The 25486-nt window shown below is 62.4% G+C and carries 28 protein-coding genes and 3 pseudogenes; 14 read left to right on the top strand and 17 right to left on the bottom strand.

What is annotated here, in order from left to right; genetic code table 11:
• Positions 1–54: 54 nt before the first annotated feature.
• Together MUU54_RS04170 and MUU54_RS04165 are read left to right on the top strand one after the other, a co-directional pair.
• The gene (locus MUU54_RS04170) at positions 55–1473 is read left to right on the top strand and encodes an alanine/glycine:cation symporter family protein (protein ID WP_247242787.1); all 1419 of its coding nucleotides are present in this window, start codon (positions 55–57) and stop codon (positions 1471–1473) included.
• Positions 1474–1499: 26 nt separating this feature from the next.
• On the top strand, positions 1500–1892 hold the full coding sequence (locus MUU54_RS04165; RefSeq protein ID WP_247242786.1) for a VOC family protein: 393 nt from the start codon (positions 1500–1502) through the stop codon (positions 1890–1892).
• A gap of 9 nt (positions 1893–1901) precedes the next feature.
• Here MUU54_RS04165 and ccoP read toward each other — a convergent pair whose 3' ends face one another.
• The 4 genes and pseudogenes from ccoP to ccoN form a co-directional block, all read right to left on the bottom strand.
• Positions 1902–2765, bottom strand: coding sequence for a cytochrome-c oxidase, cbb3-type subunit III (gene ccoP, locus MUU54_RS04160; protein ID WP_247242785.1), 864 nt, complete (start codon positions 2763–2765; stop codon positions 1902–1904).
• Positions 2766–2767: 2 nt separating this feature from the next.
• Positions 2768–2920, bottom strand: a complete 153-nt coding sequence (locus MUU54_RS04155) for a cbb3-type cytochrome c oxidase subunit 3 (RefSeq protein WP_247242784.1) — start codon at positions 2918–2920, stop codon at positions 2768–2770.
• A gap of 10 nt (positions 2921–2930) precedes the next feature.
• Positions 2931–3660 (bottom strand): annotated as a pseudogene (gene ccoO / locus MUU54_RS04150) (cytochrome-c oxidase, cbb3-type subunit II).
• Positions 3660–4706 (bottom strand): annotated as a pseudogene (gene ccoN, locus MUU54_RS04145) (cytochrome-c oxidase, cbb3-type subunit I); the annotation flags it as partial. The pseudogenes ccoO and ccoN, both read right to left, overlap by 1 nt.
• A gap of 127 nt (positions 4707–4833) precedes the next feature.
• On the opposite strand from ccoN, the gene MUU54_RS04140 reads away from it, so the two are divergent.
• Together MUU54_RS04140 and MUU54_RS04135 are read left to right on the top strand one after the other, a co-directional pair.
• The gene (locus MUU54_RS04140) at positions 4834–5055 is read left to right on the top strand and encodes a hypothetical protein (protein ID WP_247242783.1); all 222 of its coding nucleotides are present in this window, start codon (positions 4834–4836) and stop codon (positions 5053–5055) included.
• A gap of 123 nt (positions 5056–5178) precedes the next feature.
• Positions 5179–5325 (top strand): hypothetical protein, encoded by a 147-nt coding sequence (locus MUU54_RS04135; protein WP_247242782.1) that lies wholly within the window; start codon positions 5179–5181, stop codon positions 5323–5325.
• Here MUU54_RS04135 and MUU54_RS04130 read toward each other — a convergent pair.
• The 9 genes and pseudogenes from MUU54_RS04130 to MUU54_RS04090 all read right to left on the bottom strand — a co-directional run bounded on the left by MUU54_RS04130 (position 5322) and on the right by MUU54_RS04090 (position 13601).
• Positions 5322–6047 carry a PAS domain-containing protein gene (locus MUU54_RS04130; RefSeq protein ID WP_247242781.1) on the bottom strand — a complete coding sequence of 242 codons (726 nt, stop codon included), beginning with the start codon at positions 6045–6047 and terminating at the stop codon, positions 5322–5324. The two genes, MUU54_RS04135 and MUU54_RS04130, sit on opposite strands and share 4 nt — an antisense overlap.
• Before the next feature lie 125 nt (positions 6048–6172).
• On the bottom strand, positions 6173–7108 hold the full coding sequence (locus tag MUU54_RS04125; RefSeq protein WP_247242780.1) for a lipid A biosynthesis lauroyl acyltransferase: 936 nt from the start codon (positions 7106–7108) through the stop codon (positions 6173–6175).
• Positions 7109–7112: 4 nt separating this feature from the next.
• Positions 7113–8141 (bottom strand): zinc-binding dehydrogenase, encoded by a 1029-nt coding sequence (locus tag MUU54_RS04120; RefSeq protein ID WP_247242779.1) that lies wholly within the window; start codon positions 8139–8141, stop codon positions 7113–7115.
• Positions 8142–8199: 58 nt separating this feature from the next.
• Positions 8200–9486, bottom strand: a complete 1287-nt coding sequence (locus tag MUU54_RS04115) for a beta-ketoacyl-ACP synthase (RefSeq protein ID WP_247242778.1) — start codon at positions 9484–9486, stop codon at positions 8200–8202.
• 11 nt (positions 9487–9497) lie between these two features.
• Positions 9498–10703 carry a beta-ketoacyl-ACP synthase gene (locus MUU54_RS04110; RefSeq protein WP_247242777.1) on the bottom strand — a complete coding sequence of 402 codons (1206 nt, stop codon included), beginning with the start codon at positions 10701–10703 and terminating at the stop codon, positions 9498–9500.
• A gap of 21 nt (positions 10704–10724) precedes the next feature.
• A complete protein-coding gene (locus MUU54_RS04105; protein ID WP_247242776.1) occupies positions 10725–11198 on the bottom strand; it encodes a 3-hydroxyacyl-ACP dehydratase FabZ family protein in 474 nt (157 codons plus the stop codon).
• A gap of 22 nt (positions 11199–11220) precedes the next feature.
• Complete coding sequence (locus tag MUU54_RS04100) at positions 11221–11505, bottom strand: acyl carrier protein (RefSeq protein ID WP_003495848.1); 285 nt, start codon at positions 11503–11505, stop codon at positions 11221–11223.
• A 98-nt stretch (positions 11506–11603) separates the two neighbouring features.
• A pseudogene (locus MUU54_RS04095) lies at positions 11604–12632 on the bottom strand (radical SAM protein); the annotation flags it as partial.
• Between the two features lie 9 nt (positions 12633–12641).
• Positions 12642–13601, bottom strand: a complete 960-nt coding sequence (locus MUU54_RS04090; protein ID WP_247242775.1) for a nucleoside hydrolase — start codon at positions 13599–13601, stop codon at positions 12642–12644.
• A gap of 169 nt (positions 13602–13770) precedes the next feature.
• On the opposite strand from MUU54_RS04090, the gene MUU54_RS04085 reads away from it, so the two are divergent.
• Entirely contained in the window at positions 13771–14556 is a 786-nt protein-coding gene (locus tag MUU54_RS04085; RefSeq protein ID WP_247242774.1) for a TSUP family transporter, read from the top strand.
• 10 nt (positions 14557–14566) lie between these two features.
• Here the strand turns inward: MUU54_RS04085 and cobU are convergent, their stop codons facing one another.
• On the bottom strand, positions 14567–15088 hold the full coding sequence (cobU, locus tag MUU54_RS04080; protein ID WP_247242773.1) for a bifunctional adenosylcobinamide kinase/adenosylcobinamide-phosphate guanylyltransferase: 522 nt from the start codon (positions 15086–15088) through the stop codon (positions 14567–14569).
• Positions 15089–15574: 486 nt separating this feature from the next.
• Between cobU and MUU54_RS04075 the strand changes: the two genes are divergently transcribed.
• From MUU54_RS04075 to MUU54_RS04060, 4 genes are all read left to right on the top strand, one after another.
• Positions 15575–16570: a glycine betaine ABC transporter substrate-binding protein gene (locus MUU54_RS04075; RefSeq protein WP_247242772.1), complete on the top strand. Its 996-nt coding sequence runs from the start codon at positions 15575–15577 to the stop codon at positions 16568–16570.
• Positions 16571–16709: 139 nt separating this feature from the next.
• Positions 16710–17762, top strand: a complete 1053-nt coding sequence (locus MUU54_RS04070; RefSeq protein WP_247242771.1) for a quaternary amine ABC transporter ATP-binding protein — start codon at positions 16710–16712, stop codon at positions 17760–17762.
• A gap of 60 nt (positions 17763–17822) precedes the next feature.
• Positions 17823–18836, top strand: coding sequence for a betaine--homocysteine S-methyltransferase (gene bmt, locus MUU54_RS04065; RefSeq protein ID WP_247242770.1), 1014 nt, complete (start codon positions 17823–17825; stop codon positions 18834–18836).
• 35 nt (positions 18837–18871) lie between these two features.
• Complete coding sequence (locus MUU54_RS04060) at positions 18872–19189, top strand: hypothetical protein (protein ID WP_376742050.1); 318 nt, start codon at positions 18872–18874, stop codon at positions 19187–19189.
• 7 nt (positions 19190–19196) lie between these two features.
• On the opposite strand, the gene MUU54_RS04055 is transcribed toward MUU54_RS04060, so the two are convergent.
• Complete coding sequence (locus MUU54_RS04055; RefSeq protein WP_247242768.1) at positions 19197–19871, bottom strand: 4Fe-4S dicluster domain-containing protein; 675 nt, start codon at positions 19869–19871, stop codon at positions 19197–19199.
• Positions 19872–19970: 99 nt separating this feature from the next.
• Positions 19971–21542, bottom strand: a complete 1572-nt coding sequence (locus tag MUU54_RS04050; RefSeq protein WP_247242767.1) for a trimethylamine methyltransferase family protein — start codon at positions 21540–21542, stop codon at positions 19971–19973.
• Between the two features lie 249 nt (positions 21543–21791).
• Between MUU54_RS04050 and MUU54_RS04045 the strand changes: the two genes are divergently transcribed.
• Positions 21792–22490 carry a cobalamin B12-binding domain-containing protein gene (locus MUU54_RS04045; RefSeq protein ID WP_247242766.1) on the top strand — a complete coding sequence of 233 codons (699 nt, stop codon included), beginning with the start codon at positions 21792–21794 and terminating at the stop codon, positions 22488–22490.
• A 37-nt stretch (positions 22491–22527) separates the two neighbouring features.
• Here the strand turns inward: MUU54_RS04045 and MUU54_RS04040 are convergent, their stop codons facing one another.
• Entirely contained in the window at positions 22528–22686 is a 159-nt protein-coding gene (locus MUU54_RS04040; RefSeq protein ID WP_247242765.1) for an entericidin domain-containing protein, read from the bottom strand.
• A 14-nt stretch (positions 22687–22700) separates the two neighbouring features.
• Here MUU54_RS04040 and MUU54_RS04035 point away from each other — a divergent pair, with 14 nt between their 5' ends.
• From MUU54_RS04035 to MUU54_RS04020, 4 genes are all read left to right on the top strand, one after another.
• Entirely contained in the window at positions 22701–23342 is a 642-nt protein-coding gene (locus tag MUU54_RS04035; protein ID WP_247242764.1) for a DUF1638 domain-containing protein, read from the top strand.
• A 121-nt stretch (positions 23343–23463) separates the two neighbouring features.
• Entirely contained in the window at positions 23464–23766 is a 303-nt protein-coding gene (locus MUU54_RS04030) for a virulence factor (RefSeq protein ID WP_247242763.1), read from the top strand.
• Entirely contained in the window at positions 23759–24364 is a 606-nt protein-coding gene (locus MUU54_RS04025; RefSeq protein WP_247242762.1) for a methylenetetrahydrofolate reductase C-terminal domain-containing protein, read from the top strand. Before MUU54_RS04030 ends, MUU54_RS04025 begins: the two co-directional genes overlap by 8 nt.
• The gene (locus tag MUU54_RS04020) at positions 24361–25452 is read left to right on the top strand and encodes a methylenetetrahydrofolate reductase (protein ID WP_247242761.1); all 1092 of its coding nucleotides are present in this window, start codon (positions 24361–24363) and stop codon (positions 25450–25452) included. The genes MUU54_RS04025 and MUU54_RS04020 overlap by 4 nt, the downstream gene beginning before the upstream one ends.
• Positions 25453–25486 lie beyond the last annotated feature (34 nt).

Genomic DNA, 25486 nt, shown 5'->3' with positions numbered 1-25486 from the left:
CCTAAACTGACTGCCGCCCTACCATAAGCTCATCCAAGTGGTGCGGAGTGGCGTATGTCTGCAGTGATCGATTTCCTGAACCTCATTCTCTGGGAGTATGTGCTGGTCTACGGACTGCTCGCCGTCGGGATTTTCTTCACCGTCCGGCTGCGACTCTTGCAGTTCCTGCACTTCGGCGAATTGTTCCGCGTCCTTCGGGGCAGCGCTACGGAAGACAAGGCAGGCATCAGCCCGTTTCAGGCGCTGACGATCAGCCTGGCTTCACGCGTCGGCACCGGCAATATCGCGGGCGTCGCCGTTGCCCTCTATCTCGGTGGGCCGGGCGCGATCTTCTGGATGTGGATGGTGGCGCTGGTCGGCATGGCAACCGCCTATTCGGAAAGCGCGCTGGCGCAGCTCTACAAGGTCAAGAATGCTGAAGGCATGTACCGGGGTGGGCCGGCCTTCTATCTGGCGAGAGGACTGCGCGCACCTTGGGCCGGCGCGATCTTCTCGGTGTGCCTGATCCTGTCCTTCGGTCTGGTGTTCAACGCTGTCCAGGCGAACTCCGTGGCGGATGCGATGGAAGGCGCGTTCGGCCTGCCGAAGATCGGCGTCGGCATCTTCATTGCGATCCTGGCCGGCATCGTGATTTTCGGCGGGATCCGCCAGATTGCGCGCGTTGCCGAGTTCGTCGTGCCCTTCATGGCGGGCGCCTATCTTCTGACGGCGATCTACGTGCTGATCGTCAACTGGTCTGAGGTTCCGGGCGTCGTTGGCAGCATCTTCGCAAGCGCCTTCGGCTGGCAGGAGGCGGCCGGCGGCGCCACGGGAGGTGTCATGGCAGCGCTGATGAACGGCGTCAAACGCGGGCTCTTCTCCAATGAGGCCGGCATGGGCTCTGCACCCAATATCGCGGCCGTTGCGACGCCCGAGCCGCACCACCCGTCGTCGCAGGGTTTTGTCCAAGCGCTCGGCGTCTTTATCGACACGATCCTCGTCTGCACCGCGACCGCCATCATGATCCTACTCTCCAGCGCCCTTGTTCCCGAAAGCGGGGTAACGGGGGCACAGTTGACGCAGGCGGCGCTGGGCGAGCACCTCGGCAACTTCGGCGCCTACTTCATCGCGATCGCCATCTTCTTCTTCGCCTTCACCTCGATTATCGGCAACTATTCCTACGCGGAAAACGCGATGACCTTCCTCGGCGCCGGCACCGGGCTCGGCATCCTGATCCTGCGCAGTGCGGTGCTGCTGATGGTCATCTGGGGCGCCTACCAAAGCGTCGCGACGGTATTCAATGCGGCCGACGCATCCATGGGCCTGATGGCGACGATCAACCTGATCGCGATCCTTCTGCTATCTGGGACGGTTGCCAAGCTGACCAAGGACTATTTCGCTCAAAGGAAGGCGGGGGATACCCCGGTCTTCCACGCGGCAGATTATCCAGAGCTTGCAGGCAAGATCGACAAGACGATCTGGACCCGGGACTGACAGCAAATCCACCCAAGAGAAAACCCATGGCTGCCGAAGGAGCCGACCAGAAAATCGACTACATCGAGTTCGATGTGAAGGATATAGAGCGGGCAAAGCAGTTCTACGGCAACGTCTTCGGCTGGAACTTCACCGACTACGGACCAGATTATTGTGGGTTTGGCGACGGCCGGCTGACCGGCGGATTTGCCAAGGCTGATAGCGTCACGCCAAAGGGTGGAGCACTGGTGATCGTCTATGCTTCCGACCTGGAGGCGGCGCAGGCACGCGTCGAGAAGGCAGGCGGACAGGTCTCACGGCCGATCTTCGACTTCCCGGGCGGCCGGCGGTTTCATTTCGTTGATCCCGACGGATACGAGCTTGGATCTGGTCGGACACGTGAGAAGGCCGCACTCGGAGCGCGGCCTTCTACTTCGTGACTGAAGAGGCTAGTCGCCGCCGCCGAGCGAGTGGACGTAGACGGCCAGCTGCTTGACAATTTCGTTGCTGAGTCGTGCGCTCCAGGCGGGCATCACGCCGTGGCGTGGCGACTGGATCTGCTGAACGATCTGGTTCTCTGCGCTGACCTTCAGCCAGATGGCGTCGGCGAGGTTTGGCGCGCCGACGTCGCGGTTGCCCTCGGCGTTCTCCCCATGGCACGAGGCGCAGTTGTCGGCGAAAACCTGCTGGCCGGGCCCGACCATAGAAGGATCGCGCGGCGTACCACTCAAGCTGACGACATAGGCGGCAACCTGACGGACCTCCTCCGGCTGGAGGATATCGCCGAAGGCGGGCATCTCCGAGTAGCGCGTGTCGGGATCGACGCGGTCACGGACGCCGTAAGCAATCGTCGCATAGATCGCGTTGACGTCGCCACCCCACAGCCATTCGTCGTCGTTCAGGTTCGGATAGCCCTGCCCGCCCGTCGCACCCGTGCCATGGCACTGGACGCAGTTGACGCGGAAGGCCGACGCGCCGCCGGCGGTGGCGAACTGCGCAAGCTGCGGATCTGAAAGGATCTCCTCGAGCGAGACCTTGGAGATTTTCTCCAAGATCTCGCCTTGTGCCGATCGTGCACCCTCCATCTCGCCCGCCAAATCCCCACGGCTGGAGTAGTTCAGGACGCCTCTGGTGGCTTCGTTCACCAACGGCCAGGCCGGGAAGAGGACGGTGTAGCCGATTGCCCAGATGATCGTTGCGTAGAACGTCCAGACCCACCAGCGCGGCATCGGGTTGTTCAGTTCGCGGATGCCGTCCCACTCGTGCCCGGTGGTCTCGACGCCGCTGATTTCATCAATGTGTTTATCCGCCATCTTCAATCCTCCTTCAGAGGAATCTGGGCGGCCTCATTGGCATGAGACTTCGCACCAGGGCGCAGGGTGAACATGACGACGCCGAGGAAGAAGAGGGTCATGCCAAGCAAACCCCAGCTGTCGGCGAAATGGCGAAGTGCGGTATAAACTTCCATTTCATCCTCCTCAGCGGTAGCCGGCGGCGTCGTCATAGGTCGAGAAGTCGACCAGCGTACCGAGCATCTGCAGATAGGCGACAAGGGCGTCCATTTCGGTGACGACCGTCGGATTGCCGTCGAAGTCGCCGATCTTGGCCTTCGGATAGCGCTCCTCCACGCCGGATGCGTCGGCGTTCGGATCCGCCTGTGTCATCAGATCTGCCTTCGCGTTCTCAAGCATCTGCTCGGCGTAAGGAACGCCGACGGCGAGGTTGGCCTTCAACTCCATCGTCACGTCCGTGACGTTGAGCGGCGTGTCCTTCAGGAAGGCGTAACCCGGCATGACCGATTCCGGCACGACCGAGCGCGGCTCGATCAGGTGCTGGACGTGCCACTCGTTTGAGTAGCGATCGCCAACGCGCCAGATCTGGTCCCGTACGCTTCGATCCCCATTGGAAAGGATGGTCGTACATGGATTCCGCTGCGAGGCTGTAATGGCCATAGCGCTCCACCTCATCCCGGAAGGGCCGGATCATCTGGCTGTGGCAGGCGTAGCAGCCTTCGCGGATGTAGATGTTGCGTCCCGCAAGTTGGAGCGGTGAGTAAGGACGCATCCCCTCAACCTTCTCGATCGTGTTCTCCAGGTAGAAGAGCGGCACGATCTCGACGATCCCGCCGACCGCCACCACCAGCAGCGATCCGACCAGCAACATCGTTGCATTTCGTTCAATAAATTGGTGTTTGTCCAGAAGAGCCATCAGCTCGCTCCGTATTTGGCCGGCTGAAGCGCCGCCGCAGGTGCAGCCGCATAGGGGACGTTTTCACGCCGCTCGTAGCCGAGGATTGTCATGGTGACGTTGAAGGCCATGATCAGCGCACCGAGCAGGAACATCCCGCCGCCGATCGCCCGCAGCACGTAGTAGGGGAACATCGCCGATACCGTTTCCGCGAAGGAATAGACGAGGAAACCGTGATCGTCGTATTCGCGCCACATCAGGCCCTGCTGGACGCCGGCGACCCACATGACGGCGGCGTAGACAACGATGCCGAGGGTGGCGAGCCAGAAGTGCCAATTGACCAGCGCAAGGCTGTAGAGCTGGTTGCGGTTCCAGAGCCGCGGCACGAGGAAATAGACCGCGCCGAAGGTGATCATGCCATTCCAGCCGAGGGCACCCGAGTGGACGTGGCCGATCGTCCAGTCCGTGTAGTGGCTGAGCGAGTTGACCGCCTTGACCGACATCATCGGGCCTTCGAAGGTCGCCATGCCGTAGAAGGCGACGGCGATGACCATCATGCGTACGATGGGGTCGGTGCGGATCCGGTCCCAGGCGCCCGAGAGCGTCATCAGGCCGTTGATCATGCCGCCCCAGGAGGGCATCCACAGCATCACCGAGAACACCATGCCGAGCGTCTGCGCCCAGTCCGGCAGAGCCGTGTAGTGCAGGTGGTGGGGACCTGCCCAGATGTACATGAAGATCAGGGCCCAGAAGTGGATGATCGACAGCCGGTAGGAATAGACCGGACGGTTCACCTGCTTCGGAATGAAATAGTACATCATGCCGAGGAAGCCGGCGGTCAGGAAAAAGCCGACCGCGTTATGGCCGTACCACCACTGCGTCAGGGCATCCTGCACGCCCGAGAAGGCCGAGTAGCTCTTGACCCCGAGAACGGAGACCGGCACCGCCAGGTTGTTGACCACGTGCAGCATTGCGATGGTGACGATGAAGGCGAGATAGAACCAGTTGGCCACATAGATATGCGGTTCCTTGCGGTTCAGGATCGTGCCCAGGAAGACGATGAGATAGGGGCGCGATCGGGGGACAATTGGCACCACCCTGCCTAGCGGGCCTTGATTTGGATCAAGGCAGCCTCCCGACCGCTCCACGAGTCTCTCGACAAGCGCGGCGAGGCAGGTCGCCTCGGGAGGTTTCATGCGACAGATACACAACGATCTCGGGCCGACATTCCACGAACGAGCGGTTGCCGATGCCGAAATGCCCGCATGTCTGCACAGGGATCATCTGGAGCAGTTGGCGTTGTGCGACGAACTGGAGGAGATCGCCGACTCGCTGCCCGCAAAGGTCAACCGGCAGAAATGCATCTACGCGGCGAAGGCGCTCGGCCCCGATGATCCGCAAGCTGCATCAATATGAGGAGACGATCCTCTTCCCACGGATCCGCAACACGGCCTCCTGTTCGACCGATGACGAAACGCTGGTCCGCCTGAAATACGAGCACCTGGAGGACGAGGGCCATGCGGAGGAACTAACGGAGCGTTGTTCAAGCTGGGCTCGGACGACGCCGTCGATGTTGAGGCCGGCGGCTACATGCTGCGAGGCTTCATCGAAGGCATGCGCCGGCATATCGCCTTCGAGCGCCAGCACCTGCTGAAGAGCTTGTCAGCGGTCAGTCTCGACCATTAGTCCGGTGTGACGGCCGCGCGGGGGCGTCGTCGGTCCGCCATTTCCTGCATGATCACCAACGCACCGACCTGCGTCGTTGCATCCGAGAAACAGGGAGACAGCCGGCACTGGACGACGACCGTCGCGCCGTCCCTCTGCTCCGCATAGGTGTGCGAGAGGCATTCGCCGGCAAGGCAGCGGTCGATCGGCTCACGCAGGTCGCGCTGGAAATGGTAGATGCCGACCAGATCGGCGAAATGCCGGCCCAGGAGCTTTTCCTTCGGCTGGCCGAGGCGCTCCGCATTCGGCTCGTTGGAATAGAAGACACGATAGCCGGGAGCGACGACCATGATCCGCTCGGGAATACGATCGAACAGGACCGGGTCGAGCACCGCGCCGTCCTCGGTTTCAAAGACGGTGACAACCTCCCCCTCGTTTCCTGCAACACGGGCAGTCGCGGCCCGCCCGATCTGCGGCGCGAGATAACGCTCGACCAGCATCTGCAAGAGATGCCCATTGCGATTGACGCAGCCGCGATCATCGGCCTCTTCCTGCAGAAGATCGAGGGCAAACCGGAACTGCGCCTGGATGCTCGCTAGATCGGAGACCTGGTGCTGGACGATTGCCTGCAGGAGTGGATCCAGTTCCTGGTCGAGCCTCTGCACCGCAGTCGGATCGTCGCAATCGACTGCCCGACGCAGATCATTGTACTTGGCCCAGAATAGACCGATCAGTGCTTCCATCCCCACCTCCCAGACCCGCGGAAACCTTCCGCCGCTGCAGCCTGCAGTCCTTTCGCTTAACGGAAACAGCTAATATGTTGTCAGATCAAGCTTGCGCGAACTTTATTCTGAGTCAAAATTGCCAACTAGTCCTTCAGCGACTTCTTGATCTGCCAGCGGTCGTGATACCAGAGCCATTGCTCCGGATATTCCCGAACCCAGCTCTCTACCTTGTCATTCAAAAGCTGCGCTGTCGCCTGCACATCAACATTGCCGCTCGCGTCGCGGGGGATGGCTACCTTCGGCTCGATTTCCAGTCGGTAACGGTTGCCAGGAAGTCGAATGCAGCGTGCCGGATAGACCTCGGCATCGAACTGCCGCACGAGCTTGGCCAGCAGCGGATTTGTCCGAACGGGGCGGCCGAAGAAGGTCGTGGTCAGACCCTTCTTGAATTTTTGGTCGACAAGGACTCCCACCCCGCCGCCGGCCTCGAGTCGACGCGCAAGCGCGAATGAGCTCCCGGCGTGCGAGGGCACGAGCTGCCCCATGCGCGAGCTTCGGAAGCCGAACACCTTCTCGGCGATGTACGGGTTGTTTGGCGGACGGAAGAGAACCATCACGTCCAGGCCGAAGCTCTTGCCGGCGACCGGAAGCAGCTCGAAATTGCCGGTATGCCCGGTGAACACGATAAAAGGTCGCGGGTTGTCGCGCAGATCAAGGAAGATCGGAACGCCGGACACTTCAACGCGACCTGGTTCATCCCGTTCGGGATCGTAGTCGAAAAGCCGGTCGAGAAAAACGTATTCCGCGGCAAGCCGCCCCATATGCCCCCAGCTGGCAACGGCGATCTGCTGGATCTCAGCGTCGCTCTTTTCTGGATAGGCGTTGCGCAGGTTGGTCAGCATCAGGCGGTGGCGGAAGAACTTCGGTCCCACCCAACGCGCTACGCTGTCCGCGAAGTTCATAGCCGGGTCGGCCGGGAAGAGCTTCAGGAGGTTGAGGATGGCAAATGTCCCCTGCGCCACCAGCCACTGCTGGAAGCGCCGGGTAGCCAGCACCATCCTCGTCAGAAACATCTTCAACGGATCAATCCATCCGCAACACGATCTTGCCGAACACCTGGCGCGTTTCCATCCGCTCCAGCGCCCGGTCGATGTCGTCGAAGGTGACCTCCGTATCGATCACCGGATGGACGATGCCGCGCGCCATCTTCTGCATGGCATCAGCCATGTTCTCCATGCGGCAACCGAAGGAGCCGAGCAGTTTCAGCTGCTGCTGGAAGAGCATCATCAGGTTCATGCTGGTTGACACCCCGGAGGTCGAGCCGCAGGTGACAAGCCGCCCTCCCCGCTTCAGCGACAGCATTGAGCCGGCCCAGGTATCGGCGCCGACATGCTCGAACACGACGTCGACGCCCTTCTTCTTGGTGAGCTTGCGCACGACGCCCTCGAAGCGATCGATGCGGTAGTTGATGACGTAGTCGGCGCCGAGTGCCTTGGCGCGCTCGATCTTGTCGTCCGAACCAACCGTGGTGATCACCGTGCAGCCGGTCTTCTTGGCGAGCTGGATCGCAGCCGTACCGATGCCGGATCCACCGGCATGGACGAGGATCGTCTCACCGGGCTCAAGCTTCGCGTTGTCGAACAGCATATGCTCCACCGTGCCGAAGGTGACGGGAGCAAGCGCTGCACCGACGGCATCGACACCGGGAGGTGCCGGAACGAGCAGGCGGGCCGGCAGATTCGTCTTTTCCTGCGCGAAGCCATCGAGATGGAAGCCGTGGACGCCGGAGACGTTTTCGCAAAGATTGTCGCGCTTGTCCCGGCACGGCTTGCAGAGACCGCAAGTGCGCGCGCCGTAGATCGAGACGAGCTGGCCGGGCAGGACGTTGGGAACTCCTGGACCGATCGCCTCGACCACACCTGAGGCTTCCGCCCCAATCGTGAGCGGCATCTTGCGCTTAGCAAACGCCATTCCGCGCCAGCCCCAGACGTCGATGTGGTTGAGCGCCACGGCCTTGACGCGGAGCGTCACCTCACCCGGACCGGGTGCTTCAGGCTCGGGTATGTCCACAGCCTCGAGCTTGCGGTCGTCGATCAGTTGCAGAGCGCGCATAACAGGTCTTCCTCGCCCGAAGGCGTTCCAGATCGTCAGAAGGGATTGGCGACGGTCTCTAAGCCGGTTCCAGCGTCATGACAAGGCTGGCATTCTGGCCGCCAAAGCCGAAGGAGTTGGACAGCACGGCCCTGACCCGCTGATCCCGCTTCTGGTTCGGCACTACATCGAGGACGATGGTCGGATCCGGATTGACGTAGTTGATCGTCGGCGGGAGCGTGCCCGTCAGCATCGTCTGGATCGAGAACACGGCCTCGACGGCGCCGGCGGCCGTCAGCGTGTGGCCGATCATCGACTTATTCGACGAGACCGGAATGTCCTTCAGACGATCACCGAAGACCGCGCGCATGGAGCCATACTCCATCTTGTCGTTTTCCGGGGTCGAAGTGCCATGGGCGTTGATATAGCCGATGGCCGCCTCGTCCATGCCGGCATCTTCCAGCGCCGCACGAATGGTGGCGATCGCCGGGCCGCCGTCCGGCGAGGAGCGCGTTCGATGGAAGTGATCCGCCTTCTCGCCGCAACCCTTGAGGATCCCGAGCACCTTAGCGCCGCGCGCAATGGCAGATTCCAGTGATTCCAACACCAGCGTTGCCGCACCCTCGGCAATCACGAAACCATCGCGGTCCTTGCTGAACGGCTTCGATGCCTTTTCCGGCGGCTCGTTCTGCGTGGAAAGAGCTGACAGCAGCGAGAAGCGGATCAGCGCTTCGGCACTGACCGAGCCGTCGGTGGCGACGACCAGGGAGCGGTCGGTGCGGCCGTGGCGGATCGCCTCGACGCCAAGCTGGATCGCGGTTGCCCCGGACGCGCAAGCGGTCGAGAGGGTGACCGGAAGGCCGCGGGTACCGAACTTATCGGAGAGCCGTTCGGAGATCGAGCCGAACTGGACGGCCTCCAGGAAGGCCGGATCCGGACGCTCGCGCATGGCGGTCAGAAAACGGTCATAGGCGTCGCCTTCTGCCTGCGACGGCGGTGCCCGATCCGCAAGCGCGAAGCGGGCCGACCATTCCGGCTCGACCGGTGGTGCTGCCAGAAAAAGCGGGCCTTCGAAGTCCCCGGACAGCCCAGCCTGCGCCAGTGCTTCCGCGGTGGTTTCCCGCGCGAAGGCATAGGAGCGTTCGACGGCATTGTCTGCCGGGACGTCGATGAAGTCGACAGTGCCGCTGATCCGCGTGGACAAGCCTTCGGTCGGGAAGCGTGTGATCCTATGAATGCCCGACGTACCGGAGGTGAGTGTGGCCCAGTTGTCCTGCAGCCCCTGCCCCAGCGAGGTGATGACGCCCATGCCGGTGACGGCGATGATCGGGCGACCGAGATGATCAGTGAAGCGGTTGTCGCTCATGGTCGTTCTCCTCACGCGTTCGGCGACAGCACTGCAAGGCCCTCGCCGCGCGTATAGCCGACCGTCGTCACCACGGCGCGGTTCGCCGGCGCCGGCATCGGCTGTTCATGGCTCGAATCGAAGGAAGGGACGCGAAGGCCGCCGTCGAGCGCAAGCGCGGCGAGCGCGAGACCAAGCGGGAACTGCGCCTCCATGGCGTGGCCTGTCACCCCGCCATATCCGCGCAGCGTGGCGCCGGGGAAGGTTTTCTGGATGACGTCGCGTTCGCGCGCCGTCGGATCAACCAGTCCGCTTGCGCCGGAAAAGAGCAGCGTCTCTGACGTATCGGCATCCCCCGCGAGGTTCGCCAGCCGCTCGAGGCGCTTTTCGAGCTTACCGTCGTCCCGGCTTCCTCGGTCGCCTTCGACTGCGTCGATCGCGGCATAGATGTGTGCGCCACGCGCTTCGGCGTTGGCACGCGATTCCAGCACGAGGAAAGCACCGACCGAGCCGATGATCATGCCGCCGCCATTGTCGGCGGAGCGCTGCCATAGCGGGTGCCAAGCGCCGGTTGCATGAGCGCGAATGCCTTCCACGAGCAGGAGTATGTCGGCCCGCTCCGCAACAAAGGCGCCACCCACCAGCGAGTGCGTCGACTGGCCTGACTTGATGCGGTGATAGGCGGTCTCTACTGCGGAGATGCCGGCCGCTTCCTCGCCCATGAAGGTGCGGGAGGAGCCGGTGACCTTGTGGACGATCGAGATATTGCCGGCAAGCAGGTTGGAAAGCTGTGCGAGGAACAGCGTCGGGCGCAGCTCGGTCGTCAGCTTCTCGTTGAGCAGCACGTCGCGGTCATTGCGCTTCAGCGCCTCGTCGACGATCAGCGAATCCACCTTGATGTCACGCTCGCCACCGCCTGCGGCGACGATCATATCCATCGTCGCGCACGCTTCGGCATTGTCTTTCAGTCCGGCATCGTCGAGCGCCAGACCCGCGGCGAAGACGCCGAGCCGCTGCCAGTTCTCCATCTGCCGCTGGTCGCCGCGCTTGGCGATCTGCTGCGACCAATCGATCTCGGGCATCGGATGGACAGGATAAGGCTTAAAGCGCTCCGTCTCGACCCTCGGCGGCTCCACCTCAGCGGCCGACAAGAGCGCAACATGCGGCTCCTTGCCGACGCCGTAACAGGTGACGATCCCGACACCGGTGATCACAACATCATTGTCAGACTTGCTCATCCTGTCCTCATTGCCTGGCGGTCACGCGCCAGCTTGAAGCGCGCCCATGAGCCCGACTTCACTCGCACGCTTGCGGACAGTGTCGCCAAGCGGCACTTCACTGAATGGCATCGTGCGAAGCTTCAATTGCGCATCGCATACCTTCTTGCCGCCCGAAGAAATCTTCGCCTTCGTGACGGCGTAGCCGGAACCCTCATGCTCCAGAAACGCCTCGATGTCGAGTACGGCCTCCGGCTCGACGAAGGAGCGCATCTTGGCACCATCGACCGACATCAGGAACGGCATGGCGGCAAAATCCGTAGCGGCGAGCACCAGCATGCCGGAAGCCTGCGCCATGGTTTCGATCAGGAGAACGCCGGGAACGAGCGGCATGCCCGGGAAGTGACCTTCAAAAACCGGGCTTTTCGCCGGAACGATCGACCTTGCTTTCAAGACGTTGGCGGAGAGGTCCACGCTCTCCACCCGGTCGATCATCTGGAAGTATTCAAGCAGCATGCGACGCTTGGGGAATGGCTTCTCAGCCCTTCGCCGCCCTCAGTTCGTCGATCTTGGCGCAGAGGTTCTTGAGGACGAAATACTCCTCGGTGGAAACCTTGCCTTCGTTGACTTCCTGCGTCCACTGCTCAAGCGGAATCTTGATGCCGAATTCCTTGTCGATCGCAAAAACGATGTCGAGAAAGTCGAGGCTGTCGATGCCGAGATCGTCGATCGTATGGCTCTCCGGCGTGATCGTCTCGCGATCGATCTCGCTGGTTTCCGCAATGATGTCGGCAACTTTGTCGAATGTAGCAGTCACGCCCATGTCCTCTGAAGTATCGATTCAGCGTTCCACATAGGGAAAACATTGCGCGATGCCAATCCCCGTGTTCCCGCGGGGATCAAATGCCTATGGACTGTTGCTCAAACAGCAATCGAATGGCGACCGACGCCGCTTTGCAGGTAACGGTAGAAAACAGCCGCAACGCTGCGAGCAAACGGCTTGCCGCTGTCCGTGAGCCAAAAGCCATGTACGTCACAGCCACAGATGCCGTCCGTGTTGAGGCGGGCGTATTGACGAGCCTCGCCGATGACCGTCTCGGCGATCTCCCCAAATGCGCGCCGCAGCAGCTCGAAGTCGAAGCCGAATTCACACATAATCCGTTCGATCACACGTGCCCGCAGTCGGTCGTCGTCCGAAAGTGCGATGCCGCGCAAGGCGGCGAGCCTCTCCCCATCGACCATCCGCTGGTATTCCCCGGTCGCCGGCATGTTCTGCACATAGCCCTGCGGCAGCTGCCCGATCGAAGACGCGCCCATGCCGATCAGCGCGTCGGCCGCGTCGTTGGTGTACCCCTGGAAGTTGCGCCGAAGGGTGCCGTTACGTGCCGCCACCGCCAGCGCATCTCCCGGCTTTGCAAAGTGATCGATCCCGATCGGCTCGTAGCCGGCAGCGATTAGCATGTCGGCCGCCTTCGCCATCTGCGCGTAGCGCTCGCTAACACCGGGCAACGCCGCATCGGAAATCATGGTCTGGTGCTTCTTCATCCACGGCACATGGGCATAACCGAACAGCGCGATCCGGTCCGGGTCGAGCGAGATGATGTCGGTCATCGTTCGCTCCAACGATGCAAGGGTCTGATGCGGAAGACCGTAGAGCACGTCGCAATTGACCGACTGCACGCCCCGCGCCCGCACGGCCTCGACCACGGACCGGGTCTGCTCAAACGTCTGGATACGGTTGATCGCCTTCTGCACCACCGGATTGAAATCCTGGACGCCGAGGCTGGCGCGAGTGAGCCCGATCGCAGCAAGCCCGTCATAGCGGGCTTCATCCAGGTCGTTCGGATCCATCTCTACGCTGATCTCGGCATCCGCGCTGACGTTGAAGGCCCGGCGCAGACAGTCCATCAGGTCAATCATGTCCGGCGGCTTCAGCATCGTGGGCGAGCCGCAATTGGCTTAAGCGGCCCTGCCCTCGACGATAGCCGCCCTGATGACTTCCAGCACACGCTCCGCCTGGACATCGACACAGACGGACTGGCTTGGATGCCCATCCCAATGCCCTGGAGGAAAGACACGACCGTCCGGCTTCTGGATCGTCTGCCCATCGGCAATGCCGCCGCAGACGACGCGAACGGGGCCGCTGCGCGTGGCAAACAGTTCCGGCGCCACGACATAGACGCAGGCGCAGCTGTCATGCACCACCATGCCGTCGCCCACGCGGCGGCGATAGAAGTCGATATAGAATTGCGAGATATGGGAGAGAAGCTGCACGGCAGCGCCACCGGCTGCCGCCATCTCGGCGAGGAAACCGCTCGTCATTACCGTCTTCAGCGTCACATCGAGCCCGACGACCGTTACCCGCCAGGGTGCTGTGAAGACGAGGTCTGCGGCTTCCGGATCTCCATGAATGTTCGCTTCCGCCGCTGGGCTGACATTGCCGTTGAGGCCGAAGGCGCCACCCATGACGACGACCTCCTTTACGAGGGCGGCGAAATCCGGGTCTGCCTTGAGCGCCAGCGCCAGGTTGGTCATCCGGCCGACGGCGACCAGCGTCACCTTGCCCGGCTGCGCCCGCACCGTATCGATGATGAACTGCCACGCGGGGCGTGCATCCGCCTGCGCATCGATCCGTTCCGGGATGTGGATGTCGCCGAGGCCGTTCTCGCCGTGAATGAAGGTCGGCCAATGGCCTTCCGGCCGCGACTGATCGAACGTCACGCCCGCTCCCTGTGCCACCGGCGCTGCGATCCCCCATTCCTGCTTCAGGAAGAGCGCATTTCGGGTGGTGAGATCGATGGGCGCATTGCCGAAGACGGTGGTCACGCCGATCAGGTCGATCTGCGGGTGCCGGTGCAGGAATAGTAGTGCCATGGCATCGTCGATGCCGGGATCCGTGTCAAAAATGATCTTGTGCATGTTTACGCTCGATAGATTGCGATGGAGTCGAGATTGGGTTGGCGGCACCATATAAGCCTTTCCAGGCCGCACAAGTCTGGGAGTCCTGCAAGATCAGTTGCCATGGACCCCGTTCGGTGGCAGAGACCCGTCAGCACTTCCTCCCGTTACACCCCTCCCGGTCATTCCCGTGCACGATCTCGCTATAAACCTGCTGGCGCTGCTGTTTGCGGCCGCCTTCATCGCCGGCTTCGTTGATTCCATCGCCGGAGGTGGCGGGCTGATCACGATCCCGGTGATGCTGCTTGCAGGCATTCCGCCGCTCGAAGCGATCGCCACCAACAAGCTGCAGGGACAGTTCGGGGTTGCCTCCGCAACCATCGCCTATGCCCGACGGGGCCATGTCGACCTGAAGAAGCAGATGCCGATGGCGCTGATGGCAACCCTCGGGGGCGTGCTGGGTGCGTTCCTCGCGTCCATTGTCGCAGCCGATACACTGGCCGCAGCCATCCCCTTCCTGCTGATCGGCATCGCGCTGTTCTTCGCGCTGAAGCCGAACCTCAGCGATCTCGACAGTCACCAGCGGGTGACGTCCTTCGTTTTCGGGCTGACGGCAGTGCCGCTGATCGGGCTCTATGACGGCGTTTTTGGTCCAGGCGCCGGCTCCTTTTACATGCTCGCCTTTGTACTTCTTGCCGGGTTCGGCATGCTGAAGGCGACCGCGCATACGAAGCTTCTCAATCTCGGCTCCAACTTCGGCTCCTTCCTCGTTTTCGCGCTAACGGGTTCGATCCTCTGGAAGGTGGGGCTGATCATGGGAGCGGGGCAAGTGCTAGGCGCCCAGGTCGGATCTCGCATGGCCATGCGCGGCGGCGCCAAAATCATCAAGCCGCTGCTGGTGATCTCATGCCTGGCGCTGGCGCTCAAGCTGATCTCCGACCCGACGCATCCGCTCAGGCTCTGGCTCGGCCTGTGAGGCGCCAGGCTTAGCCCTTCATCTTCAACGGCAAGCCGGCCGCGATGAAAAAAACCTCGTCGGCGACCATGGCGATCCGCTGGTGCAGCCGACCGGCATGGTCGCGGAACTCGCGGGCCATCTTGTTGTCGGGCACGATACCGAGACCAACCTCGTTTGAGACGATCACGAACCTGCCCTCCCAGGTGGAGAGGCCTTTTAGCAGGTCCGTGCCGGCCGATTCGATGTCGGCCTCTGCCATCATCAGGTTCGTGAGCCACAGCGTCAGGCAGTCGACAAGCACCACGCGGTCGGACGCCTGCAACTGCCGGAGGTGGAGGGGAAGGTCGACGGGCACCTCGTGAGTGTACCACCCTTCGCCGCGATCCTCCTGATGCCGCGCAATCCGCTGGCGCATCTCGTCATCATAGGCCTGGCCCGTCGCCACATAGTGACGTTCGAGCCCAGACGCATGCGCAAGCTGTTCAGCGAAGACCGACTTGCCGGACCGTGCGCCACCAAGAACGAATGTAGTTCGTACGTAGACGCTCATCGGTCACCCAAGAGCGAGTGAATAAGATGTCGAAGGGAGAATTTGGAAGCGGCAGCGTGAATTCTGAAAGAACGGACGATTCGTAGATGCATGAGGCGTCCGCCTTGGTTCATCAGTTTGCGCTGCCGCACTCTGAAGGTGGGCGTCGACTGGCTGTATGTCAAGCCGCCATCTGGAACACCGGAAACATGCGCGGCGGGTACGCAATACCTGAACCCGAACCGCCGGACGGAATGACCGTCTGCGAGAGGATGATTAGCGGGACATCGTTACCGGAAGGTTAGTGGCGCGCACGGCATCTCGCATTTTTGCAAACTTCGTTGCCGCGGCGGCATCGCAAGTGCGTGAGGCGGGAGCAAAGCAGTTGATTTCGCAGCGCAATACCCTAGTCTTCCTGTCACCTCTATCCTCTTGCCGCCGCCTACCGGGGTGGCCGAACCTTAAAGGCAGAAGCGCCGTTTTTCCGCCGCAACAGGGACGACCTTCATGCGATATGCCGTTGCCGCAACCGCAATTTTCGTCAGTCTGTGGCTGCGCCCTGCCGGCGCCGAGGCAGCGTGCGGCGAGGTCTCCGTCGCCGAGATGAACTGGGGGTCTGCGGCGATCGCGGCGCATATCGACAAGATCATCCTGGAGCGCGGCTACGACTGTTCTGTCACGCTCGTCCCCGGCGACACGGTGCCGACCTTCAACGCGATGAACCTCTCGGCCACTCCAGATATGGCACCGGAATTCTGGATCAATGCGGTCCGCGGAGAACTGACCCAGGCGACGGCGGCAAACAGATTGGTGATCGGCGCAGAAATACTTGCGGACGGCGCGGTTGAAGGATGGTGGGTTCCGAAATACGTCGTCGAGGCAAATCCAGACATTCGCACGGTCGACGACGCCATCGCCCGCCCGGAACTCTTCCCGGCTCCTGGCACATCGGATGACGGTGCCGTTCACGGCTGCCCCGATGACTGGGCCTGTCACGTCACCACCGCCAACCTCTTCCGCGCTTTCGAGGCCGCGGAGAAGGGCTTTGCCCTGATTCAGCCTGCGACGGCCGCAGAACTGGAAGCATCGATTGTCGAGGCCTTCGAGAACGAGACCGGCTGGCTGGGTTACTACTGGGCGCCGACCGCAATTCTCGGCAAGTACGAGATGGTGAGGCTTTCTTTCGGCGTCGCCCACCAGAAGGCTCAGTGGGATGAGTGCACCACCGTTCCCGACTGCCCGAGCCCGGAGCGCAACGCCTACCCTACCTCCCAGGCCTTCACCCTGATGACCGAGGCGTTCACGGAAAAGGCGGCGCCTGCCATGGATTACGTGAACAAACGCCAATGGTCGAACGCCACGATCAGCAGCGTTCTCGCCTGGCAGCTGGAGAACAAGGCGTCGAACGCGGAGACCGCGGAGCACTTCATCGAGCAGTATGAGGACGTCTGGTCCGCGTGGGTGGCGCCTGCCGTTGCCGGGAAGGTGAAGAGGAGGCCGTAGCGCCCGCGCTTGTCGCTTCGACGTCGCAAATCGCGCATCTCGCCAGCCATCGATGCTGTAACTGACGGGGACCTACACCTGCCCGGCCCGAGGCCTGAACGGCGGCGGACATGTCAGGGGTGCACGAGACGGGACGCGCATGGCCAGCCACGGCATAGAGATCAGAAGCCTTTACAAGATCTTCGGGCCGAGGGCCCAGGACTATGTCGAGCAGGTCCGGCGCGGCCTGTCCAAGAGCGAGCTGAACGAAAGACACGGCCACGTTCTGGGCTTGCGCGACATCAACCTCTCCATGCCTGCCGGCGGCATCACGGTGGTGATGGGATTGTCGGGATCCGGGAAGTCCACGCTGATCCGGCACATCAACCGGTTGATCGAACCGACCATAGGCGAAGTGATCTATGATGGCGTCGACATCTGTCGCATGAACCAGCGCGACCTTCGCGAATTCCGGCGTCACAAGACGGCGATGGTCTTCCAGAAGTTTGCCCTCTTGCCGCATCGCACGGTCATGGAGAACACGCTCTACGGGCTGGACATCCAGGGCATTCCGCGCGCCACCAGTCAAGAGCGGGCGCAACACTGGATCGAGCGCGTTGGCCTCGCTGGTTTCGAGAACCATTACCCGAACCAGCTGTCGGGCGGCATGCAGCAGCGCGTCGGGCTGGCGCGCGCGCTGGCAAACGATGCGGACATCCTCCTGATGGATGAAGCCTATTCAGCGCTTGACCCGTTGATCCGCGTAGACATGCAGTCGGTGCTCCTCGACATCCAGGCCGAACTGAAGAAGACGGTCGTCTTCATCACCCACGATCTCGACGAGGCGCTGCGGCTGGGCAACAAGATCGCCATCCTGCGCGACGGCGAGATGATCCAGCAGGGCAGCGGCCAGGAGATCGTGCTTTCACCGGCAGACGACTACATTGCCGCCTTCGTCAAGGAAGTGAACCGCGGCCGCGTCATCCAGGCGCGGACCGTGATGAAGCCCGCGATCGGTGCGATCGAGGGCGTGAAGGTCTCCGCCGATGAGACGCTGGAGTTCGTCGCGCAGCGACTGACGCGTGCCGATCGGCGCGATGCCATCGTCGTGGACCAGGACGGAATGGAGATCGGCGTGCTCGATCTCAACACCATCATGACGGCCATGGTGACGCCAGCAGGAGAAGTCGATGTCGCGGTATCCCACCCTTGACCGCAATTGAAATCTGCCGCCTCAGCGCCTATAGCCAGCGCATACGAAGGAGCGTCCTCCATGACTGCTGCAAATCCCCTCACCGACCTTCTGGCTGAAAAGGGTGTCCTGCTGGCCGATGGCGCCACCGGCACCAACCTTTTCGCAATGGGGCTGGAGGCTGGTGAGGCGCCAGAACTGTGGAACGAAAGTCATCCGGAGCGCATCGACAAGCTGCACCGGGATTTCGTTGATGCCGGCGCCGACATTATCCTCACCAACTCCTTCGGCGGTACCCGCCACCGGCTGAAACTGCACCAGGCGCAGGATCGCGTCTTCGCGCTCAACAAGCGCGCAGCAGAGATCGCCCGGGCTGTGGCCGATCGCGCGCTGCGCAAGGTGATTGTGGCTGGTTCGGTCGGCCCGACGGGCGAGCTCCTGCAACCCCTTGGCGCGATGTCTTACGAGGACGCCGTCGCGGCTTTCGTCGAGCAGCTCGAGGGCCTGAAAGCCGGAGGCGTCGACGTCGCCTGGATCGAAACGATGTCCTCCCCGGAAGAGATCCGCGCTGCCGCCGAGGCCGCCAGCAAGGTCGGCCTTCCCTTCACCTTCACCGGTTCCTTCGACACTGCCGGCAAGACGATGATGGGCCTCGACCCGAAGGACATCCATGGGGTCGCGGGTGACATCGGTGGCGGTCCGGCCGCCGTTGGCGCAAATTGTGGCGTCGGCGCGTCCGACATTCTCTCCAGTCTTCTCGACATGACCGCTGCAGATCCGGCCGCCATCACCATCGTCAAGGGCAATTGCGGCATCCCCGAATTTCGCGGCGCCGAGATCTACTATTCCGGCACGCCGCCGCTGATGGCCGACTACGCGAGACTTGCCCGCGATGCGGGAGCCAAGATCATCGGCGGCTGCTGCGGCACCTCATGCGAGCACCTGGCTGCCATGCGCCAGGCCCTCGACGACTACACCCCCGGCCCTCGCCCGACGCTCGGAACGATCGTCGAACGGATCGGACCCCTGCGCAACAAGACCGCAATCGAATCCGGTGGCGAGAGCACGCGCGAACGCCGCCGGCGAAGGACCTGAGCATGACGAATATCGCCCCGATCGCGAATCGCGACATGGTTGCCGACAGCCTGTCCGGCATGAGCGACGAAAACCGCTCCTGGCTGAAGCTCTTGATGGACAACCCCGCCTCCGACGATACGCTGCTCGATGGCTTGCATCTTTATCTCGACCGGCAGGCGGAAGCGCGCTTACTCAATACGCTGAAGCTGCAGAAGTGCGGCGAATGGCTGGGGAACGAGGCGCCGGCCCGCCTGCAGATGCGCCTGATGGAAGCCGCAAAGGCAAGCCAGCACGCCGCCCACGCCGCCTTCCGCGAAGGCCTCGTTGCATCCGGCGGCCTGGAGCGCGCCTATCCCAAGGCAAACATCTAGACCCGACCTACAGGGCCGCCATGTGGAAGCGCAGCTGCTCCGCCGAATAGCGAAAATCGGCGCCGACAGGACAGGCGTTGCGGGCGGCGCAGCCGTTGGCCATGCAAGTGGCCCTGCCCCCATCCGAGTCCAGGTAAGATCGGCACGGGTTTACCGCGAAACCCGTTGGCGCAAGGGCTCCTGCCGGACAGGTGGCAAGGCACGGCTTCTCTATACAATGCGTGCAGGGATGACCAGTGCTCTCAACCGGCGCCGCACCTAGGTCTTCCGCAAAAGCCAGGGCACCCCGATAGCCATGCCATAGGCCGAAGCGTGGATGAATGAGGATCCCGAGCGGCGAAGGCGCCAGCCCCTCGGCCTGCGTCGCCCATCGCTGAAACGGCTGCCAGGGTTGATCCGAGGGGTAGAGGGCAGTTGCGCCCAATGCGCCTGCGACCCGATCGATCGCCACACGCGACCAAGTATCGAGCGGATCCGGGCCCTGATCGCTCGTACGCCAATGGTCGAAGCTCCTCCAGATCGATCCGCCGATATTGCCGAGCAGAACCACGGTTCGGGCGCAACTGCCGTACGAAAGCGACGGCCCGTTCCCATCGTGGAAGCTAACGACGCCGCGCACGAAAATCCCCTGCGGCTCGAGCACCGCAGCGATTTCGGACAGGACCGATGACCCGCTCACCATGTCTCATCTCAGCTTGTAGTGCGGCCGCCAGACCTCCGCTTGGATGAAGTCGGCGACGGCGGCGGCGCCGCCTTGCTCCCTGGCGGCCTCGGGACCCTTTCAGGTGAAGGCGTCCGGCATAGACTCCTTGCGGCTGGCGATGAAGGTAAGCAGCGCCTCGTCAATCGCCGGGTCGAGCGGCGGTGCCTCATAGGCGTCGAGCCAGGAACGGCAGAGGGCATTGGCCCGCTCTTCGATCCGCTTCTGGCCTTCGATCTCCCACTGCTCGAAAGAATTGTTATCGGCCAATGCCGAGCGATAAAAGGCGGTCTGGAAATGCGCTTGCGTATGGGCGCAGCCGAGATAGTGGCTGCCCGGACCGACCTCGCGAATGGCATCGAGCGCCTGCCCGGCCTCCGACAGATCGACACCCTCGGCGAGCTTCTGCATCATGCCGAGTTGATCCTGATCGATCATGAACTTCTCGTAGGACGAAACGAGCCCACCTTCGAGCCAGCCGGCGGCATGCAGTACGAAGTTCGTGCCGGCAAGAAGGGTCGTGTTCAGCGTGTTCGACGATTCGTGCGCCGCCTGCGCATCGGGCACCTTCGAGGCGCAAAGCGATCCGCCCGTACGGAAGGGCAGCCCAAGGCGACGGGCAAGTTGCGCTGCGCCATAGGAGACGAGCGACGGCTCCGGCGTTCCGAAGGTCGGCGCCCCTGACTGCATCGAGATCGACGCTGCGAAGGTGCCGAAGAGAACCGGCGCGCCGGGACGCACGAGCTGCGTCAGCGCCGCACCCGCCAGAACTTCGGCAAGAATCTGCGTCAGCGTTCCCGCAACCGTCACCGGACTCATGGCGCCGGAAAGGATGAAAGGAGACACGACGCAGGCCTGGTTGTGACGGGCGTAGACCTTGAGTGCGCCCAGCATCGTCTCGTCAAACACCATCGGCGAGTTGGCATTGATCAGGTTGAGCGTGACGCAATTGTTCTCGACGAACTCGTCGCCGAACACCATCTTCGCCATGGCAATCGTGTCTTCCGCCCGCTCAGGCGCGGTGACCGACCCCATGAAGGGTTTGTCGGAATACTTAATGTGGCTATAGATCATGTCGAGATGGCGCTTGTTCACCGGCACGTCTACCGGCTCGCACACCGTCCCGCCCGACGAGTGCATCGACGGCGCCATGTAGGCGAGCTTCACGAAGTTGCGGAAGTCCTCGATCGTCGCATAGCGACGTTCACCGTCAAGGTCGCGAACGAAGGGAGGTCCGTAGACGGGTGCAAACACCGTCGCCTTCCCGCCGATATGGACGCTGCGTTCCGGATTGCGCGCATGCCAGGTAAACTCGCTCGGTGCGGTCTTCAGCAACTCGCGACACAGGCCCTTGGGGAAATGCACCCGCTGGCCTCGGACATCCGCACCGGCCTTCGCCCAGAGTTCCAGCGCTTCCGCATCATCCCGGAACTCGATGCCAATTTCCTCGAGGATCGTGTCGGAATTGCGCTCGATGAGCTGCAGGCCTTCTTCATCGAGGACCGCATAGACGCGGATCTTGCGCGTGATGTGCGGCAGAGACGGCCCGGGCCCTGCCCCGCCGCGTGATGCACGACGGCCGGCAGCCCCGCGCTCGCCACGTGAACGGCGTCCACCGACCGCTGCTTCCGTTGGTTGATTGAGATCGTCCATGCTCGTCCTCACCATCGCGCCGTTGCAGCGCATGCCATCGCTGTTTTTCCCATGCTAGGACGGCGGGACAGGCAAACCCTGCCTTTCTGCGCCACGCGGTTGCGCAGAACAGACATGACATCGATCAAGTAGGGCGCCGTCGCTTTTTCAACAAGCGGGAGTCGTTTTCAAGGAAGTTGGGAAAGCTTTTGCGTTTCATCATGTTGGTGGTCCCGGCACGATGTCGTGGCCCGGTCAATGGAAGCGCTCATGTCTGAAGACGACATCATTCTGTCTGAACTCTCCGACGAGGAGCTCGTGCAGCAGATGCACGACGACCTCTACGACGGGCTGAAGGAGGAGATCGAGGAAGCCACCCAGATCCTGCTAGACCGCGGCTGGGCGCCCTACGACGTCCTGACCCAGGCGCTGGTCGAAGGTATGCGCATCGTCGGGGTCGACTTCCGCGACGGCATTCTCTTTGTTCCGGAAGTTCTGCTCTCCGCCAACGCCATGAAGGCGGGCATGAACATCTTGCGTCCGCTGCTGGCCGCTACCGGCGCGCCCAAGCAGGGCAAGATGGTGATCGGCACGGTGAAGGGCGATATCCACGACATCGGCAAGAACCTCGTCGGCATGATGATGGAAGGGGCAGGCTTCGACGTCATCGACCTCGGCATCAACAATCCCGTCGAAAACTATCTGGAAGCACTCGAGCGCGAAAAGCCGGACATCCTTGGCATGTCGGCGCTACTGACGACGACCATGCCCTATATGAAGGTCGTCATCGACACGATGAAGGAAAAGGGCATTCGGGACGACTACGTGGTGCTGGTCGGTGGTGCGCCGCTCAACGAAGAGTTTGGCAAAGCCGTCGGTGCGGACGCCTACTGCCGCGATGCGGCGGTTGCCGTGGAAACGGCAAAGGACTTCGTTCGCCGCAAGCACAACTCGCTTGGCGGGCGATAGAAAACGATGGCCTCCGCAAAGCGGAGGCCACTTCAAATTATTCTGCAGCGTTAGCGACGTTGCTGCCGGCAGCCTGCGTCGCGTCAACGGCATTGGCCGTATCCTGACCGACGCCGCGAATGGTGTTGCCGCACGAGCTGAGAGCGGCGGCCGTTACGAACAGAGCGGCGATGACCGTGACTGTCTTGGACGTCATGATAAAGTACTCCAATGGTTGTCGATCAAAAAAAGGCGGAACATCGCCTTCCGTCACAGGAACGCCTCAATCACGAAAAGGTTCACGTCATTGCGTGCGGCGCGATTGCGCGTGAGATTTTGGCGATTAGCGACCAGCACGGCCTCCACCACATCGACCTCCAGTGCCTGCCGGCGATCTGGCACGCATATCCGCAAAAGATCGTGCCGGGATTGGAAGATGCCCTCCGGAGTGCCCGTGCGCGGGGCTTCGAGAGAATCTTTTTTGCCTATGCCGACTGCGGCACCGGTGGGGATCTCGATCGGCTCTGTGAGCGAGAGGGAATTGCCCGTATCGCCGGCCCCCATTGCTACTCCTTTTTCTCCGGCAACGACGTCTTCAAGGCCAAGACAGACGAGGATCTGCTAAGCTTCTTCCTGACCGACTTTCTGGCGCGGCAGTTCGATGCCTTCGTTATCGAGCCTCTGGGACTCGACCGCTATCCGCAGCTCAAGGACATCTATTTCGGCAATTACCGCAAGCTCGTCTACCTGAGCCAGGAGGCCGACGAGTCACTGCAGGCAAAGGCCAAGGCTGCAGCCGACTATCTTGGGCTCGAGTACGAGTATCGCTTTACCGGCTATGGCGACCTGACCCGGTCCCTGCGGTCACTGTAGACGGAAGCATGATTCCCATCGCCGAACCCAGGCGCGTCGCTTTTCGCTCTGTGCGACGTCGTGGCAAGCGCAGTCCCTGCCCCGCCCCCCGTGCATGCTGCTGAAAAACAGGGAGCAGTGCATGGCCGACCGTATCGTCGTCTACTGGCGGGACATTCCGGCGCAGGTGATCATCAAGCAGGGACGCAAGGCTGCCAAGCGGGAGCTTTCGCTCCGTTTTACTGAGGCGATCGACATGTGCGCCATGCGAAGCGGCGCGGCCGAAACGGGCGACTATCTGGCCGAATGGCGGAAAGGAGATCCGGTTGCGGTTTCGGACGATCTGGAAGCCGAGGCCGACAAGGCCGCCACCGAGCTTGAAGCAGCCTATGACAAGCAGCGCCTTGTCGACCTCGTGAAGGCCGGAGGTCGCGAGCATGCCTGAAATCTACGCGCCAAGCCCTGCCGGAGACAAGCCCAAGATCGGCAATGCCGGCGCGGCCAAGAAGGCAGCCACCGGCGCGTATGTGCCCGGTGATGTCTCGCCCAACCGCCGCGTCCAGCGCCGCTATTCCATCCGGTTATGGTCCATCCGCCATTCGCGTCTGCTGGAGTGGTTCTATGCCCGGTTCGCCCAGGCGTTCCTGCTGCTGCACCCGCTCTGGAACGCTATCGGCTACAGCCGGGTCGAAGCCCCCGTCACCTTCGTCGAGAGACGGGTGAAGGGCATGCTGTTCGACTGCCGCATGTGCGGCCAGTGCATCCTGTCCTCGACCGGCATGTCGTGCCCGATGAACTGTCCCAAGCAGCTGCGCAACGGCCCCTGCGGCGGCGTGCGCGCCGATGGAAACTGCGAGGTCGAGCCGGACATGCCGTGCGTCTGGGTGAAGGCGTGGGAAGGGTCGCGCAACATGGTCAAAGGTGACGCGATCCTCAACGTCCAGCGACCGGTCAACCAGTCGCTTCGGGAAACCTCGTCTTGGCTGCGGGTGACGGCGGAGGCCGCCGCGCGCCGGCAAGCATCCGAGGGTGCCGCCCCATGAGCCCCGACATTCATCCGACGGATCTCGGCGCTCCCCTTGAACCCCTGCCCGGCCATGCCTCGCGAGGACGGCTGGAACGGGTGCTGCGCCGCGGCGAGTTCGCCGTCACCGCGGAGCTCAATCCGCCGGACAGTGCCAACCCCCAGGACGTCTACGACCGCGCAGCAGTCTTCGATGGCTGGGTGGACGGCATCAATGCGGTCGACGCGTCCGGCGCCAATTGCCACATGTCCTCCGTCGGCATCTGTGCTTTGCTAACGCGCATGGGATATGCGCCGATCATGCAGATCGCCTGCCGCGACAAGAACCGCATCGCGATCCAAGGCGACGTCCTCGGCGCCTCCGCCATGGGCGTTCAGAACATCCTTTGCCTGACCGGAGACGGCGTGCAGGCGGGCGACCAGCCGGGCGCCAAGCCTGTTTTCGACCTCGACAGCATGTCGCTGCTGGAAACGGTCCGTACCATGCGCGACGAGGCAAAGTTCCTGTCGGGCCGCAAACTCACCTCGCCGCCCAATGTCTTCCTCGGCGCCGCCATCAACCCGTTTGCGCCACCCTATGACTTCCGCCCCTATCGCCTGGCGAAGAAGATCGCCGCCGGCGCACAATTCGTCCAGAGCCAGTACTGCTTCGACGTACCGATGTTTCGCGACTATATGGCAAAGGTCCGTGATCTCGGCCTGCACGAAAAATGCTTCATCCTCGTCGGCGTCGGCCCCCTCGCCTCTGCAAAGACCGCCCGCTGGATCCGCTCCAACGTGCCTGGCATCCACATCCCCGACAGCATCATTGCGCGGCTGGAAGGCGCGCAGGACCAGAAGCGCGAAGGCAAGCAGCTCTGCATCGACGTCATCAACGAGGTGAAGGAGATCCAGGGCGTCTCCGGCATTCATGTGATGGCCTATCGGCAGGAAGAATATGTTGCCGAGATCGTCCACGAATCGGGCGTGCTGAAGGGTCGCAAGCCGTGGAAGCATGAACCCAATCCCACGGACGCGACGGTTTCGGAGCGGCTGGAGGAGATCCGCCAGGGCAAGGAGGAAAACCAGCAGGACATGGCCGACATCGCGGCAAGCAAGCCGCACTGACACCCGCTCTTTGGCCAGCGCCAGAGCTGCATGA

Origin of the sequence: Pseudorhizobium tarimense, from assembly GCF_022968135.1 — a bacterium.
Lineage (GTDB): Bacteria > Pseudomonadota > Alphaproteobacteria > Rhizobiales > Rhizobiaceae > Neorhizobium > Neorhizobium tarimense.
Note: the sequence above shows the minus strand (reverse complement) of the source record. Positions and strands in the feature narration are given on the sequence as shown.

Excerpts from the sequence above, each read along its gene's own strand:
- MUU54_RS04020 (WP_247242761.1), top strand. The coding sequence starts at position 24,361 with ATGAGCCCCGACATTCATCCGACGGATCTCGGCGCTCCCCTTGAACCC.
- MUU54_RS04075 (WP_247242772.1), top strand. The coding sequence starts at position 15,575 with ATGCGATATGCCGTTGCCGCAACCGCAATTTTCGTCAGTCTGTGGCTG.
- MUU54_RS04060 (WP_376742050.1), top strand. The coding sequence starts at position 18,872 with ATGGTTGCCGACAGCCTGTCCGGCATGAGCGACGAAAACCGCTCCTGG.
- MUU54_RS04040 (WP_247242765.1), bottom strand. The coding sequence starts at position 22,686 with ATGACGTCCAAGACAGTCACGGTCATCGCCGCTCTGTTCGTAACGGCC.
- MUU54_RS04115 (WP_247242778.1), bottom strand. The coding sequence starts at position 9,486 with ATGAGCGACAACCGCTTCACTGATCATCTCGGTCGCCCGATCATCGCC.
- MUU54_RS04030 (WP_247242763.1), top strand. The coding sequence starts at position 23,464 with ATGGCCGACCGTATCGTCGTCTACTGGCGGGACATTCCGGCGCAGGTG.
- MUU54_RS04165 (WP_247242786.1), top strand. The coding sequence starts at position 1,500 with ATGGCTGCCGAAGGAGCCGACCAGAAAATCGACTACATCGAGTTCGAT.
- ccoP (WP_247242785.1), bottom strand. The coding sequence starts at position 2,765 with ATGGCGGATAAACACATTGATGAAATCAGCGGCGTCGAGACCACCGGG.
- MUU54_RS04110 (WP_247242777.1), bottom strand. The coding sequence starts at position 10,703 with ATGAGCAAGTCTGACAATGATGTTGTGATCACCGGTGTCGGGATCGTC.
- MUU54_RS04090 (WP_247242775.1), bottom strand. The coding sequence starts at position 13,601 with ATGCACAAGATCATTTTTGACACGGATCCCGGCATCGACGATGCCATG.
- MUU54_RS04120 (WP_247242779.1), bottom strand. The coding sequence starts at position 8,141 with ATGCGCGCTCTGCAACTGATCGACGACCGCAAGCTCGAGGCTGTGGAC.
- bmt (WP_247242770.1), top strand. The coding sequence starts at position 17,823 with ATGACTGCTGCAAATCCCCTCACCGACCTTCTGGCTGAAAAGGGTGTC.
- MUU54_RS04045 (WP_247242766.1), top strand. The coding sequence starts at position 21,792 with ATGTCTGAAGACGACATCATTCTGTCTGAACTCTCCGACGAGGAGCTC.
- MUU54_RS04170 (WP_247242787.1), top strand. The coding sequence starts at position 55 with ATGTCTGCAGTGATCGATTTCCTGAACCTCATTCTCTGGGAGTATGTG.
- MUU54_RS04050 (WP_247242767.1), bottom strand. The coding sequence starts at position 21,542 with ATGGACGATCTCAATCAACCAACGGAAGCAGCGGTCGGTGGACGCCGT.
- MUU54_RS04025 (WP_247242762.1), top strand. The coding sequence starts at position 23,759 with ATGCCTGAAATCTACGCGCCAAGCCCTGCCGGAGACAAGCCCAAGATC.
- MUU54_RS04140 (WP_247242783.1), top strand. The coding sequence starts at position 4,834 with ATGCGACAGATACACAACGATCTCGGGCCGACATTCCACGAACGAGCG.
- MUU54_RS04100 (WP_003495848.1), bottom strand. The coding sequence starts at position 11,505 with ATGGGCGTGACTGCTACATTCGACAAAGTTGCCGACATCATTGCGGAA.
- MUU54_RS04155 (WP_247242784.1), bottom strand. The coding sequence starts at position 2,920 with ATGGAAGTTTATACCGCACTTCGCCATTTCGCCGACAGCTGGGGTTTG.
- MUU54_RS04105 (WP_247242776.1), bottom strand. The coding sequence starts at position 11,198 with ATGCTGCTTGAATACTTCCAGATGATCGACCGGGTGGAGAGCGTGGAC.
- MUU54_RS04035 (WP_247242764.1), top strand. The coding sequence starts at position 22,701 with ATGGTTGTCGATCAAAAAAAGGCGGAACATCGCCTTCCGTCACAGGAA.
- cobU (WP_247242773.1), bottom strand. The coding sequence starts at position 15,088 with ATGAGCGTCTACGTACGAACTACATTCGTTCTTGGTGGCGCACGGTCC.
- MUU54_RS04130 (WP_247242781.1), bottom strand. The coding sequence starts at position 6,047 with ATGGAAGCACTGATCGGTCTATTCTGGGCCAAGTACAATGATCTGCGT.
- MUU54_RS04070 (WP_247242771.1), top strand. The coding sequence starts at position 16,710 with ATGGCCAGCCACGGCATAGAGATCAGAAGCCTTTACAAGATCTTCGGG.
- MUU54_RS04055 (WP_247242768.1), bottom strand. The coding sequence starts at position 19,871 with ATGGTGAGCGGGTCATCGGTCCTGTCCGAAATCGCTGCGGTGCTCGAG.